This is a genomic window from Mycolicibacterium sp. Y3 (genome assembly GCF_051188035.1).
Taxonomy (GTDB): domain Bacteria; phylum Actinomycetota; class Actinomycetes; order Mycobacteriales; family Mycobacteriaceae; genus Mycobacterium; species Mycobacterium fluoranthenivorans.
On record NZ_JAVQLT010000001.1, the window covers coordinates 6,088,764 to 6,102,141 of the forward strand.

General features: G+C 61.7%; 11 protein-coding genes. 7 read left to right on the forward strand and 4 right to left on the reverse strand.

Annotated features, from left to right (window positions below; translation table 11 throughout):
- Positions 1–47: 47 nt before the first annotated feature.
- From QN239_RS29775 to QN239_RS29790, 4 genes are read right to left on the reverse strand one after another with little or no spacing between them, the layout of a single operon-like run.
- The gene (locus tag QN239_RS29775; RefSeq protein ID WP_499015952.1) at positions 48–953 is read right to left on the reverse strand and encodes a hypothetical protein; all 906 of its coding nucleotides are present in this window, start codon (positions 951–953) and stop codon (positions 48–50) included.
- Entirely contained in the window at positions 950–2,848 is a 1,899-nt protein-coding gene (locus QN239_RS29780) for a putative glycosyltransferase family protein (protein WP_499015954.1), read from the reverse strand. The genes QN239_RS29775 and QN239_RS29780 overlap by 4 nt, the downstream gene beginning before the upstream one ends.
- 47 nt (positions 2,849–2,895) lie before the next feature.
- A complete protein-coding gene (locus tag QN239_RS29785; RefSeq protein ID WP_499015956.1) occupies positions 2,896–4,116 on the reverse strand; it encodes a glycosyltransferase in 1,221 nt (406 codons plus the stop codon).
- Entirely contained in the window at positions 4,091–4,909 is an 819-nt protein-coding gene (locus tag QN239_RS29790; protein ID WP_499015960.1) for a glycosyltransferase family 2 protein, read from the reverse strand. Before QN239_RS29790 ends, QN239_RS29785 begins: the two co-directional genes overlap by 26 nt.
- A 392-nt stretch (positions 4,910–5,301) precedes the next feature.
- Here QN239_RS29790 and QN239_RS29795 point away from each other — a divergent pair, with 392 nt between their 5' ends.
- The 7 genes from QN239_RS29795 to nicT all read left to right on the forward strand — a co-directional run bounded on the left by QN239_RS29795 (position 5,302) and on the right by nicT (position 13,356).
- On the forward strand, positions 5,302–6,210 hold the full coding sequence (locus QN239_RS29795) for an SGNH/GDSL hydrolase family protein (RefSeq protein ID WP_499015962.1): 909 nt from the start codon (positions 5,302–5,304) through the stop codon (positions 6,208–6,210).
- Between the two features lie 44 nt (positions 6,211–6,254).
- Positions 6,255–7,373, forward strand: a complete 1,119-nt coding sequence (locus QN239_RS29800; RefSeq protein WP_499017016.1) for a glycosyltransferase family 4 protein — start codon at positions 6,255–6,257, stop codon at positions 7,371–7,373.
- A complete protein-coding gene (locus QN239_RS29805) occupies positions 7,370–8,638 on the forward strand; it encodes a hypothetical protein (RefSeq protein ID WP_499015963.1) in 1,269 nt (422 codons plus the stop codon). The genes QN239_RS29800 and QN239_RS29805 overlap by 4 nt, the downstream gene beginning before the upstream one ends.
- Before the next feature lie 208 nt (positions 8,639–8,846).
- Entirely contained in the window at positions 8,847–9,737 is an 891-nt protein-coding gene (gene scoE, locus QN239_RS29810; protein WP_499015966.1) for a (3R)-3-[(carboxymethyl)amino]fatty acid oxygenase/decarboxylase, read from the forward strand.
- The gene (locus QN239_RS29815) at positions 9,731–11,248 is read left to right on the forward strand and encodes an AMP-binding protein (protein ID WP_499015969.1); all 1,518 of its coding nucleotides are present in this window, start codon (positions 9,731–9,733) and stop codon (positions 11,246–11,248) included. The genes scoE and QN239_RS29815 overlap by 7 nt, the downstream gene beginning before the upstream one ends.
- A 104-nt stretch (positions 11,249–11,352) precedes the next feature.
- Positions 11,353–11,895, forward strand: a complete 543-nt coding sequence (locus QN239_RS29820) for a copper resistance CopC family protein (RefSeq protein ID WP_499015972.1) — start codon at positions 11,353–11,355, stop codon at positions 11,893–11,895.
- A gap of 387 nt (positions 11,896–12,282) precedes the next feature.
- Positions 12,283–13,356: a Nickel transporter NicT gene (nicT, locus tag QN239_RS29825; RefSeq protein WP_499017017.1), complete on the forward strand. Its 1,074-nt coding sequence runs from the start codon at positions 12,283–12,285 to the stop codon at positions 13,354–13,356.
- Positions 13,357–13,378: the final 22 nt, after the last annotated feature.

Here is a 13,378-nt window from a genome sequence, read left to right on the forward strand (position 1 = left end):
AACGACCTTGAACGATCGTATACGTTTCAACAACGGGAACCGTCCGGTCATGTCTGAATCACCTTGAGGAATCCGGATATCATCACCTGTTCACGCTCTTGCAGAGAGTCACGCGTATACGGATGCACGATGACATCGACCAAATGACGCCCGGGTTCGATCGGGGCTCGAAACGTCACCGCCCCCAGGACATCCACCGAATCCGCTGAGCTGACCGGCGTCGCGATATCGAGGGCGATACCCGACGTCTCCGCACCGTCGATCCGGATCGTCACAGCCGTCATTGCGACATCGGGCTGATAGCCGAACGCATTCATCTCCCATGGGATGCGGACCAGACCGCCGGCGTTCACCGGTTGGTCCTGCGCGGTCAGCCAAGAGATGTCGGCAAAGGTCAAGCTGGTGTAGGTCGCCGATTCCTTCGGTTGAATTGCCAGGGCTCCGGCGAACCCACCACCGATCACCGCCACGGCTGCCAGCACCGACGTTCCCGTCCTGACGAGTCGTCGCATGGGCAACTGGCCACCACCTTCGTGGGCCTGGTTGCCACACCTGTCGCGCCGCAACAACCAGGCCGCACCTACGGCCAGGGCACCCAGTGCGCACACACCAGCGCCGATCGACCGCTCGTTGAGTGGTAGACCGACTGCAGCGAGAACGAGCACCGTGGCGAGCAGACCGGCCGCGCCCAGTACCCCGGTCAGCGGCCATCGGATAGCAGGATCCCCGGACAACGGCAGATCGCGCGATGCCCGCGACCGCACCGCTCGGGGTTCGGCCAACAACACCCGCACCAGAGCAGAGCCGGTGAGGACAACCAGGACAGCTGATGCCGCCGCCCGCAACGTCACTGGTAACGATATGAGACTCGGCGCAGCCGCCAGCACCAGCGCCAGCACCTGCCCAATGCTCTGTCTAAGCACTCGTCGCGTGCGCACGCTGCGATTACTCATCCCCGAACCCCCGGCAGCGCGAGGTCATCGAGGTGAAGTCGATACACCCTGAGGTTCTCCGTGGCCAGCACCCGAGTAGCCCACGGGATGGAATCGAGCCGGATCAGGTTCTGCATCGGGGTCTTCTGGCCGAGCAGTGGATCGTGCTGACCGAAATTGTGACCATTGAACGGCACCTCCTGCCCCATTGCGATGTTCACGACCAGGTAGCGGTAGTCTGAGCTCAACAGCATGCCGGCGAGCGCGCGGGATGGATCACGATCCAGCTGCGTCAGCTCCCACGCGGGGAATCCAGGAGACGGGGCCGCCATGAACATGCCACCGTCTGCGGCAAACTGCAGTCCGGTGTAGGCATCGCTGACAACTTTTACCCGGCCAACTTGATGCTCCAACTGCTCCGCAACCGAGCGTGTTTCGGCAGTCGCCGAGTTCGTATCGGTGCCCCACCGAAACGGGGCCGGAAATCGGTACGGGTCATTCAGGCCTCCGCCGACATTGCCGATCAACAGAACCACCGTCAGAACCACCGTCCAGGCGGAGACCAGCCCTCGCCCGATTCTCATACCGGTCGCAGGCCAGCGGTCCACAGCCAAAGCGACAATCAGGGCGATGCCGACATAGGTGAAACCCCAGGAACGTCGCGCTCCTTCGGCTCCGGAGGGCGCAAGGATGAAGGGCAACGAGAGAAAATAGCATAGGCCGAACACGAGCAGCCCCCATGCGGTCGGCACGAGCCGGACATATCCCCGCTTGATGAGAAGCCCGGCCATCAGCGCGGTCATCAGGAGAAGCAGCGGTGCTGCCGCGGTCAGCAGTTGCTCCCAGAACGGTTGAATCTGTGCTGCAAGGAGTTTCCGGCCGCCCGACCCGCTTTTCCCGACCATGCTGCGCAGCTGATCGAGCGAATTCCCGAAGTAGGGGGACAGATAGTCGAGGGTGGGGCGTGCGAAGAACCAGACCCAACTTGAGGCCAGGGTCAGCGTGATGGCGAACATGGTCCACCAGACGCGAGCGGGCACAACCGTGGGTCGTTGCCCGCCGCGGCGCCGACGGCGCGCGAGGCGCAGCAACGCCAGAATCGACACCGTGGTACCGACCGTCACCGTTGTCAATATCAGGAACACGACGGTCAGATGGTGGGTCACGACGATGGCAGCGACCAAAAATGCCGCCGCTACAAGGCAATTGATGCGCCTGCGCCATCCCGATGACTGAGCGGCGATCGCCGTCATCGCGATTACCCACAGATACCAGTTGATCGCCACACTCTCGTAGGCGTACTGGGTGTCGAAATACACCGCGGAGGGGTTGACTCCGTACACCAGCGCGGCGATCCCGCCCGCACGGTTCGACCGCAACAGACGCTCGCTCAACACGTACACGGCGAAAACACCGGCCACGTGCATGGTCGTGACGACCAGCAGGCCGGCTGTCCACATCGATAGCCCACTGATGGACTGCGCCGCGACCGTGATGCCTGAAGTACCCGGATAGAACTGGACAATCGGAATGATCGTGTTGGGCTGGAAGAGTTTTCCGGCCGTGGCAAGATCGACTGCCGCGCGCCAATGGGCGTACTCGTCATGGTAACGAGGACCCTGCGGGTTCCGGAGCACCTTCGGAATCATGGTGACGACACCGAGCATGGCCACCGCCCACAACCTGTCGGTACGAATGGTCTTGTACACGATCAGCTTCGTCGCGCAGGGCATCGTCGCCGCGAGCATTCCCAGCCAAAACACCGGGTAGTACACCGACGGTGCGGTGCCGACGCCGGATAGGCGGTACGAGTATCCGACCACCAGTACGCCGGCCCCGGCAGTGACCACTACCGTAGGCCACGTGGTGAGGTGGCTCAGCGCGGCCCACGAATGAACGGAGCGCAGCCGTCGCATCGGGGGTCTTCTTGCCGCGCTGGACGAAGCAGATTCGGCGACCACCGTCATAGGTGGCCAGCCTCCGCAAATGCGTCGATGGCAGCCCGAAGAGGTTCCCACGTGTGCGGGTTGACGAAGCGCTCCCGGCTCTTGCGCGAGACATCGACGATTGCCTGGCTTAGAGCCGAGATATCCTTCGGGGGAACCAGTATCGCGCCGGGATAATCGCTTACCGCTTCCACCAGGCCGCCGACTGCGTACAAGATGACGGGAATCCCGTTGCTCATCGCTGCTTCAAGAGCTCCGCTTGCCGAAGCCCTGCGATAGGGCAGGACGAGGACATCGGCATTGGCGAAGTAGTCGGCTGCTTCGGCATCGGAAACGTAGCGATTGTCGAATCGAATTCGCTCCCGGTGCCGACTGGCGCGGATGGCATCTGCCGGAGCGTTCCAGTTCTCCCACGTCTCACCGACGATATCAACCTCGAGTCGCCCTACCTGTTCATCGGTCATCTGGTCGATCGCCGCGACAAGATCCTCGACCCCTTTGTACGGTCTGATCAACCCGAAGAACAGCACCCTCGTGGGACCGTCATCCTTGCCACAGTGCGGCAAGACCCCTTCCCCTGCAGATCTTTTGGCCAGATGGTCATACGGTCCGTGCGGTGCGACGCGGGCAGGCAGTCTTTCGACGAACTCCGACCCCAGATTCCGGGCAATCAGTTCACGATCATGCAGGTTGTGGAAAATAGCGCCAGACGCTTCACGCACCAGTCGGCGCAGGAACAGCCGACAGTACCGAGCGACGAGTGGAACCTTGACTTCGCCCGTGTCCTGGACCTCGTGGAACTCGATGACAACCGGAATCCTGTTGCGCCGAGCGACAGCGGAGATCAAGAGGTAGGTGTGCAGGGTGGCCGCCGTCCACCATTGCAGCACTATGACATCAGGCCGGACGGCACGTATCCGGTTCGGCAGTTGCCGGATTGCAGGACCCCAGTACCAGTCAAGCGTACCGGCGATGGTGACCCGGTTGTCGTAACTGAGTGCTGTCAGATGCTGTCCCACCCGCGCCGAACCTGGATAGAGCCGTGTGGGAATCAGCCGGTCGATCAAGAGCACCGAGACATGACGGTCCTCTGCAAGCGTGTTCGCCAACGCGCATGTATATGCAGAGAGACCTCCGAGGAAGCGAAATCCAGCCCCTACGAGCAGGACCCGTCGCGACGGGCGATCGTCATCGGGCCTGCACAGACGCGCGTCAGGTCGCGGGCTGGGTAGCTGCATCGATCACGCTGTGTTGCACTTCGTTGAGTCGTTGCACGATCGTCGCGGCGCGCATCGGTACCACGACCGGACGAGTGCGGAACGGTCCCGGCACCAAGGCTACCGACGAACTCAGCCGGACCGAAGCGAGTAGGCGTAGACAGGTCAGTCCGTCACGCCAGGTGATCTTCTTACCCTCGTCGACCGTGCGCCCGAGGTAGGTGATCGGCACCTCATACGGTCGAACGCCTGCCCGCAGCAAGGTGGCTGTCAGCTCGGTGTCGAATCCGAAACCCGCTTCGCGCAACGTGAGTGAGCGGAAATGCTCGACCGGGATGAGTTTGAGGCAGGTGTGCATATCGGTCAGACAGGAATCGAACAACGCATTGGCGATTACGGTGGTGAACCGACCACCCAAGGCGAATCTGTACGACGGAAATCTCGTGTTGAGGCCGAAGATACGGGCACCGAAGATGTGGTCGGAAATACCCTCGATCACCGGATTGAGCAATCGTGGAATATCCGCTGGGTCGTATTCGAGATCGGCGTCGAGAATCAGCAGATGGGTACCTGTTGCGTGCCGGACACCCCGGATGACTGCCGCACCCTTGCCTCGGTTGAACGGCTGGAAGACGCTGGTGACGCCCCGCCCCGAATAGCTCTTCAAGATGTCGGGCGTACCGTCCGAGCTTCCGTCGTCGACCACGACGAGTTCGACCGGGCATGGATAGTCAACTCCCAGAACGCGATCCAAGGCACGCGAGATCGTTGCCACCTCGTTGTACACCGGCATGACGATCGACAGGATCACCACGGGTCAACACCGTCCAACCGCGCATTTATGCTGACCAATCGGGCCATGCATCGACCCGCCAGAACTGGCGAAGCAGTCACCGCTCCAGCCATTTACGCGGCCTGCAATCTCTCTCACATCAGCAGTAGTCGGCAAACAAAGCGATTTAGTTCCAGGGCAACGAGACGAGTTTTGGATCACATCGTGAGGTCGCGGGCCGGACACCGATGACGGCACGCAAGACAGACCACGCCTATTGCGGTGCATGGCAAACCGACTGACCAGTCTTGTCTGCCGCCGATCTGCACCGTAGTATCCCCGGCAGTTCCGCTGGGGCGACAGATCACCTCAGCTTTCTGCGATCCACTTCGCAGCGCCGGCATTTAGGTAGGCGCACAACTACAGGAAGAACCATGACGTTGGCTACCCGGGCCGCTTGGCTGGCAGCGACGGTGCTGTCCGGTGCCTTGGCCATGGGTCTCTCGGTTCAGTTGGCGAGGCCCACGCACGCCGGCAGCGCGAACAACCTTTACTACGTTGCAGTGGGCGACTCCTACGCCGCCGGCTACCGCCCCGACGGCTTGTCCGGTTCGACCACCAGAGACGGGTACGCCTATCAATTGGTGGATGCTCTCAACGAGAAGCAAAACTGGGAGCTGGCCAACTTCGCCTGCACCGGCCAGACCGCACACGGCATGCAGTTCGACAACGGGTGCCAGCAACAGGCCCGTACCACGGGCGGTATCGACTACCCCCGAGATACCCAGGAGGCCGCTGCCGAACAGTTCATCGCCGTACATCGCAACCGGGTCGGGTTGGTGACCGTGTCGATGGGTGCCAACGACATGCTCAAGTGTTTGGACATAGTCGATGACCTCGCCGCACGGACATGCGCCGAGAGCGCGTCGGTAGAGGTCCGACAGAGTTTGAGCGCATTTCTTGCATCGGTCCGCTCGCTGCTCGGCGACGAGGTACCTATCGTGGGACTGTCCTATATCAATCCCTACCGCGCGGCCGTTCTCGACAACACACCCAACTCCCAACGGCAAGCCTCGGTGTCGGAGGTGCTCTTCACCAACTATCTCAATCCGGTTCTCGCGAAGACATACGCCCAGTTCGACTCGCATTTTGTCGACATGTACTCGTTGACGGGAGGGTCGCTGCCGGATTCGCAAGTGTCTCTTCTGCCCGGACACGGCACGGTTCCCACCGCGGTGTCGCGGGTGTGCGAGCTCACCTACTTCTGCTCGAACAAAGACCCGCATCCCAATCGCGACGGGCACGCACTTACAGCACGGGCGATCGAATCGGCCATCGCATGAAAATACCTGCCGGCTCCGAAACACTCGAGACGATCAGGATCACCATGGTGACGCCCGGCTTTCGCGACGAGCCCGGCGGCGTCGAGGGACACGTGTCCGAGATAGTCAGGGCCACAAATCAACTAGGCGCCCAGATTGAAGTTGTCACCGGTCGACGATCTGCTCGAAGACGCCATCGGAGTGACCACCCGGATTGCCGTTCGACGGTGTATCCGGCTTGGGCCATCCGGTCAATGTCGGTGGCACCGCGAATCGTGTTCGGTGGGATGCACCGGCATCGCCGGTCACAGGTGGTACATGTGCACAGCTACCACGCGAGCACCGCGCTCGCTGTACTGCGAAGCAGCCGACCGACAGTATTCACACCGCACTATCATGGCAGTACGGGACACAGCCCGGCTGCTCGTTTATTGCATCGGTTTTACCGCCACCTCGGCGCGAGGATCATCGATCGCAGCGATGCGATCATCTGCGTCTCACAAGCCGAAAGCGCATTGCTCGCCAGAGATTTTCCTGCATCGTCCGGAAAAATAACGGTGATTCCCAACGGTGTTCGGATCGATAAATTACAACGGGCACGGCCTTGGCCGATCACAGATCCGATCGTGCTCTGCGTCGGACGGTTGGAAAAGTACAAGAGGTTCGCCGACGTGATCAGTGCCTTCGCCTATGTCGCCCCACCAGCCAGGCTGATCATCATCGGCGACGGGCAACAGCGCAGCGACTTGGAAGCCCAGGTACGTCAATCCGCACTGGGGAAACGGGTCGAGATCATAGGCCGAGCGACCGACGCCGACCTGCACAGATGGTTCCGCACAGCGAAGGTACTTGTCTCGATATCGAGGCACGAAGCGTTCGGCATGGCGCCACTGGAGGCAGCGGCAGCGGGCGCCAGAGTGATCCTCAGCGATATCCCCGCGCATCGCGAAATTGCAGCCGAATTCCTCGGCGAAGCCGCATCCATCGGTTCCTACGCCTCGCCGCGAGAGCTCGCCGCGGCGATCGAGAGCAAGCTCAAAGAGGTTCAAGCGCCACCTACCGAAAGGATTCCTGCGTGGTCCTCGGTAGCCGAGCGAACTCTCGCAATCTACCGGTGTCTGCTCATGGCGGATCGTATGAACGGCGTGGCGCCACCACGAGACCTGACAGGAGAACGAACGTGAACAGCGTGGTCGGCGACCGCCCCCGGCGACCAAGCTGGATCGACCGGACGTGGGCCAATCACTGGTCGGCGATCGCGGTGGGCCCGATCGTGCGACCCGAGGTCGACGAGATCCGTTCGATGCTGGCCGAATTCATGGAGAACGATCCCACCAATCCTCTGAACTGCGTTCTGAGCGAAAACGGACGGCGATGGTGTCCGATCGAACGCTCGCGCCGTGATCAATTTCTGGATCGGGCGGTGGTCTCAACAGAGCGGATGAGCACGGTCGATCTGCATCCCTATATCCGCAAGCATGCGCCGGAACCGAACGAGCGCAGCGCATATCGAATACTCGTCGGACCGGATTCGCTGACATGTTACTGGGCACACATACTCGGCGACGTCGTCTCCAACAGCGCATTCCCCGTTCTGCTTACCCTCGGCGACGTCGATGGGCTTCGCTACCTGAAGCCCGATGTCGGAATGACCACTGCCGGAAGACTTCTCCTCGGCGAGTTCAGGTCGCACCACAAAAAATGGTGGCAACACCACCGCAGAGGAGCGCGTCCCTTTCCGGCATCGGCCCCGGCAAGCATTCCGGTTCCCGCACAGCTCAGCGCCGATGCTGTCGGCTACCGGATGCATGCCGCAGAGTTCCAGCGATTTCAACAGTGGCGCAAGGACAATCTTCCGGAGGCGCCCACGTCTGCACTGATGGCCGCGGCCACCCACCATGCGTTGGCGCGCAATGGTGTGACCGTGAGCGCTGACGGCTTCTACACGGTGGTCGACTTGCGTCGGTACCTTCCGGCGGATCACGCCCTTCGCCCCGGGAACTTGGCCAAGAGCGTCTACATACCAGCTAATATGGCCGACCCCAACGACATCGGGCAGGCCATACGTTTGGCAGTGGATTCCGCGCGAGCGGTGCCGGCCTTGGCAATCGGCGGGCTCAGAGCGGGACTTCTTCCTCGCAGCCATAGACCGCATCCGGCCGAGATACCCGGAATTACGCTTACCTTCAACTTGATGATGCGCAACCCTGGGCTCGATCACGTGAGGTGGACGGACCTCTCCACGGCGCGGTACACCGTCATGACCTACCCAACCAGTCCCGAGAACCTCACCGTCGCCGCATGCGGTGCCAACGGCGGAATCGAGTTCGCCGCAAGTTTCGTACCCGAACTCGTCGACAAGCGGGCCCTACAGAATTCTCTGGTCGATCTCGGCGATATCACCGATCTGATGTCATCTGTCCTTGCGAGTGCCGGAACGGTGTCCTAGAACCGACCTTCGCCAAGTCACGCGACCCGCAGCCGGAACTTCGACCATTCTGGGAACTTTCCGTCCGCCGCACCCGACCAATCGACCGACCTCAGTCAGCTTGGCGGCCGCCGACTCACCGGCGCGGACGCCAAGCAGCCTTCGACCCGAGATTGGCGCTGCCGTTGGACGGCCCATTCGAGGGTACGTGTAACAAGGAGAATCACCGATGAAGATCACCGTACGCCCTGGCACGCAGACCACGGTCGAGGTACGCGAGTTCGATCCAGCAGTCGCCACAGACGAAGACCTTGCCCTGATCCGTCAGCACATCTATACCGACAAGGTCGTCGTTCTCAAGTCTCAAGAACTCAAACCCGCCGCATTCGTCGAACTCGGCCGATGCTTCGGCACTCCGGTGGCCTACTACGAACCGATGTATCACCACCCCGAGAGCGAGCTGATCTTCGTCTCGTCCAACCTCAATCGCCCCGGAGGTCAGGTGGGCGTTCCCAAGACGGGCGGGTTCTGGCACTGCGACTACCAGTTCATGCCAAACCCGTTCGCCATCACCATCTTCTACCCGCAGCGGCTGCCCAGCACCACCCGCGGCACCCGCTTCATCAACATGGCCACCGCTTACCAGAAGCTGCCAACCCACCTCAAGAAGACGATCGAGGGCACCTACTGCACCCACAGTGCTCGCCGCTACGTCAAGATCCGCCCCAGCGACGTCTACCGCCCCATCGGCGAGGTACTCGCCGATATAGAACGCATCACCCCGCCGCAACGCTGGCCGACGGTGGTCACGCATCCGCACACCGGCGAGCGCATTCTCTACATCTCGGAGGCCTTCACCTACGGCATCGAAGATGCCGACGGCAACGCCCTGCCCCGCACACTGCTCGACGAACTCCTCGAACAATCAGGCCAGCTCGATTCTGAATACGAGCATGACAACATCTTCCTGCAGACCTACGAACTCGGCGACCTCGTGCTGTGGGACAACCGCACTCTGATCCATCGCGCTCTGCACAACCCCACCAATGAACCCACCGAGTCCTACCGCATCACCACCACCGACGACTACCCACTCGGGCGTGAGATCGCCGCATGCTAAGAGGAAAAAACGATCTGGCATCGAGGCTGGACCACAACGCCGAGATCCGGGGCTCTGCTACCGCGCTCATCTACGAGGGTGCGCACCTCACTTTCTCGGACCTAGCGCGCGCATCACGATCCGTGTCACACAAACTGCTTCAGGCAGGACTGCGTCCGGGCGACCGTGTCGTGCACGTGGCCGCCGATTCCCCGGCGCTGTACGAGTTGCTGTACGGATGTGCACGTATTGGCGTAGTTCTGGTTCCGGTCAACTGGCGGTTGGCTACCGATGAGGTGGACTTCATCGTGGCGCATTCCGGGGCACAGATGGTATTCACCGACCGCTCAGATCTTCAGTCGGGCAGTCGAGTGCGCCTTGCTGACTTTGCCCAGTGGCGGGACGACGCAGCCGATATACCGTTGCCGGACAACCCAATCACCGGCGACACCCCCATCGTCCAGATGTACACCAGTGGCACAACAGGACGTCCAAAAGGTGTCGTTCTGGCGCACCGCACGTTCTTCGCGGTCCGCGCCCTGCTCGACGGATCCGGCCTCGACTGGATCGATTGGCGAGGCGACGACACCAGCCTCATCGCGCTACCCGCCTTTCACATCGGCGGAATGTGGTGGGCTACACAGGCTCTCAACAGTGGCGTGCCCAGTGTGGTGATCCCACGATTCACCGCCACCGGGGCCGCCGCGGCAGTCCGAGAACACCGGGTTACCACTGCCTGCTTCGTTCCCGCGATGTTGTTGATGATGCTCTCCGAGCCGGGCATCTCCGCGACGGACCTTGCCACCCTGCGCAAGATCGTCTACGGAGGATCACCAATCGGCCCCGATCTGCTTCGCCGGGCCATCGAGGCCATCGGATGTGAGTTCGCGCAGATCTACGGGTTGACCGAGACCGGCAATACCGCGGTCTGTCTGCCGCCGTCTGAACATCGTGCCGGGCATGAGCGCTTGCACGCAGCAGGCCGGCCATACCCCGGCATCGGAGTCTCTATACGCGACGCAGACGGCACCGACCTGCCCGCCGGTATATCGGGCGAGGTGTACCTCCGCAGCCCGGCGCAGATGGTCGAGTACTTTGGTGATCCGATGGCGACCGCCGCCACCATCGTGGGCGGATGGATCCGCACCGGCGACGCCGGATATCTGGACGATGACGGCTATCTCGTGATTCGGGACCGTGTCAAGGATCTCATCATCGTCACCGGTGAGAACGTGTATCCGGCCGAGGTCGAGAAGGCGATCAACGCGCACCCCGGTGTGCACGACAGTGCGGTGGTGAGTGCGCCGGACGATCGGCGCGGAGAGCGCGTCCACGCGTTCGTCGCCATCAAGCCCGGAGCCGATGTTTGCGCCGACGAGCTGACCCAGTTCCTGTGCGGCAGACTGGCCCGGTTCAAGGTGCCCTCCGGATTCGATTTCATCGAGTCGATTCCACGCAATCCCAGTGGCAAGATCCTGCGCCGCGAACTGCGCGAACCATTCTGGACAGGACGGAATCGGCAGATCAACTGAACGCACGGGACACAGTTGCAGGGCTCGCTCCATTGCATACTGAACGATGGTGGTCGACGCGGAATTGCGACGACGGCCGCAGGCATACAAGCGGAAGTAGCGAGATGAAGACTCCGGTGAAGTTGGTCACGGCCACCGTGCTGGCGCTCGTCGCCACCGTGGGGCCGCCACCGACGTCGATACACGGCGTCCGGATGGCGACAGACCCGCCCAAGGACTCACTCCTTTCGACCGCACCACAGCGTATTTCTGCAACCTTCAACGAAAGACTCCAAGCGAGATTCTCCGAAATGACTGTTTTCGGTCCCGACGGCAGTCTCTGGGCCCATGACGGGGCCAAGGTCGACGGATCGGTGATCAGCCTAGACCTCCCGCCGCTTGGGCCCGCCGGCATCTACACCGTCGACTATCAGGTGAACACGGAAGCCGGGCACATCGCCAAAGGAACCTGGCAGTTCCGGACGGCCGTGTCGGAGGAAGGGAAACCATTGGCGTCCAATGCCACCCAGCACGGCAGTTCCGACGAGATACCAGTGTGGCCGTTCTTCGTCCTTGCAGTAGCCGTGGTGATCGCCGCCGCCTGGCGGAATCTTCTGCGTCTTCGAGCAAGAACGGATCCATCCGGATCCCCCCAGATCCCTGACTGACACCGCGAACGTGCTCTCGCGCTTGCGCCTGCTCAACGACCGCACTGGCAAGACAATTGACAGCAATCTGCCAGCCCAGTCGGGACAAGCGGACACAAACGCCCGTTATGTTCATAGTGTTCTGTTGTGGTTGGTGCGGAAGCCGGTGTCATTCCGGCGCGGTCGCGCCACTGTGTCCGCCACTGCCAAAGTTCATGGCAGTCGGGAGCCAGACCCGCCCACCTACAACGCCGCAATTGGGGACGCGACATCCCCAGAGAGGTGTTTATATTCGTGTCCGAAGATGATTTGCCGAAATACGATCCTTCGGAGCCGGAGGATCTGCAAGCACTTGGCAACCGGACGGTCTTCGATACTCCCAATGAGCCGGCAGGCGGGCGTGGCGCCATAGGGCGCCTGATAGGCGCCTGGGATCGTAGGGATTGGTGGGAGTTCGCCGGCCTGGCCGGCGCCATTGCCGCACTACACCTCATCGGCTTCGGCGCCCTGCTCCTGCTCGTGGCACCACACCACTACCAGGTAGGCACGCAAGTGTTCGGGATCGGTCTTGGCGTCACAGCTTATACGTTCGGACTACGACACGCGTTCGATGCCGATCACATCGCCGCGATCGACAACACCACACGCAAGCTGGCGGCCGACGGGTCTCGGCCCAAATCAGTCGGATTCTGGTTCGCCATGGGCCATTCGACGATGGTGCTGTTCATGGCGCTACTGGTCGTGGTGGCGACCAAGGTCGCCAGCAACCTGAGCAGTGACGACTCTCCAGTCCGTCAATGGCTCGGCCTCGCCGGCACGCTGTCTTCGGGCCTGTTCCTCTGGCTCATCGGTATCATCAATGTTGTTGCCCTGGTGGGTATCTGGAGAGTCTTCGCGGCACTGCGCCGCGGCGAGTTCGAAGAGCAGGAACTCGAGCGACACCTCGACAATCGAGGTTTCCTGTCCCGCATCCTGCGGCCGATCATGAAACGCATCAAGCATCCCATTCAAATGTTCCCAGTCGGAGTACTTTTCGGTCTCGGCTTCGACACCGCTACCGAAGTCGCCCTGCTCGCGCTAGCCGGGACCGGTGCCGCAGCCGGCCTGCCGTGGTTCGCCGTGCTGACCCTGCCAGTCCTGTTCGCCGCCGGCATGAGCCTGATGGATACAGCCGATGGTCTGTTCATGACCGTCGCCTACGATTGGGCATTTGCCAATCCGGTGCGCAAGATCTACTACAACCTCACCATCACCGGGTTGTCGGTGGCAGTGGCGCTTCTGATCGGCACCATTGAACTCGTCGGAGTTCTCCATGACAACCTCGGCTGGGTCAACCCTGCCACCGACTGGGTGAGCGCCATCGATTTGAACAACTTCGGTTTCGTCATCGTCGGGTTGTTCGCGGTGACGTGGGCAGTGGCGATCGGTTACTGGCGGCTCAGTGGTGCCGAGCATCGCTGGCGGCTCGAAGCCGGGCAGTGATCCGGTGCGTGGAGACCTCATC

Bases quoted from the DNA above. Each gene is read 5' to 3' on its own strand.
- QN239_RS29800 (WP_499017016.1), top strand. From the start codon at position 6,255: ATGGTGACGCCCGGCTTTCGCGACGAGCCCGGCGGCGTCGAGGGACAC.
- QN239_RS29775 (WP_499015952.1), bottom strand. From the start codon at position 953: ATGAGTAATCGCAGCGTGCGCACGCGACGAGTGCTTAGACAGAGCATT.
- QN239_RS29780 (WP_499015954.1), bottom strand. From the start codon at position 2,848: ATGCGACGGCTGCGCTCCGTTCATTCGTGGGCCGCGCTGAGCCACCTC.
- QN239_RS29785 (WP_499015956.1), bottom strand. From the start codon at position 4,116: ATGCAGCTACCCAGCCCGCGACCTGACGCGCGTCTGTGCAGGCCCGAT.
- QN239_RS29815 (WP_499015969.1), top strand. From the start codon at position 9,731: ATGCTAAGAGGAAAAAACGATCTGGCATCGAGGCTGGACCACAACGCC.
- QN239_RS29795 (WP_499015962.1), top strand. From the start codon at position 5,302: ATGACGTTGGCTACCCGGGCCGCTTGGCTGGCAGCGACGGTGCTGTCC.
- scoE (WP_499015966.1), top strand. From the start codon at position 8,847: ATGAAGATCACCGTACGCCCTGGCACGCAGACCACGGTCGAGGTACGC.
- QN239_RS29820 (WP_499015972.1), top strand. From the start codon at position 11,353: ATGAAGACTCCGGTGAAGTTGGTCACGGCCACCGTGCTGGCGCTCGTC.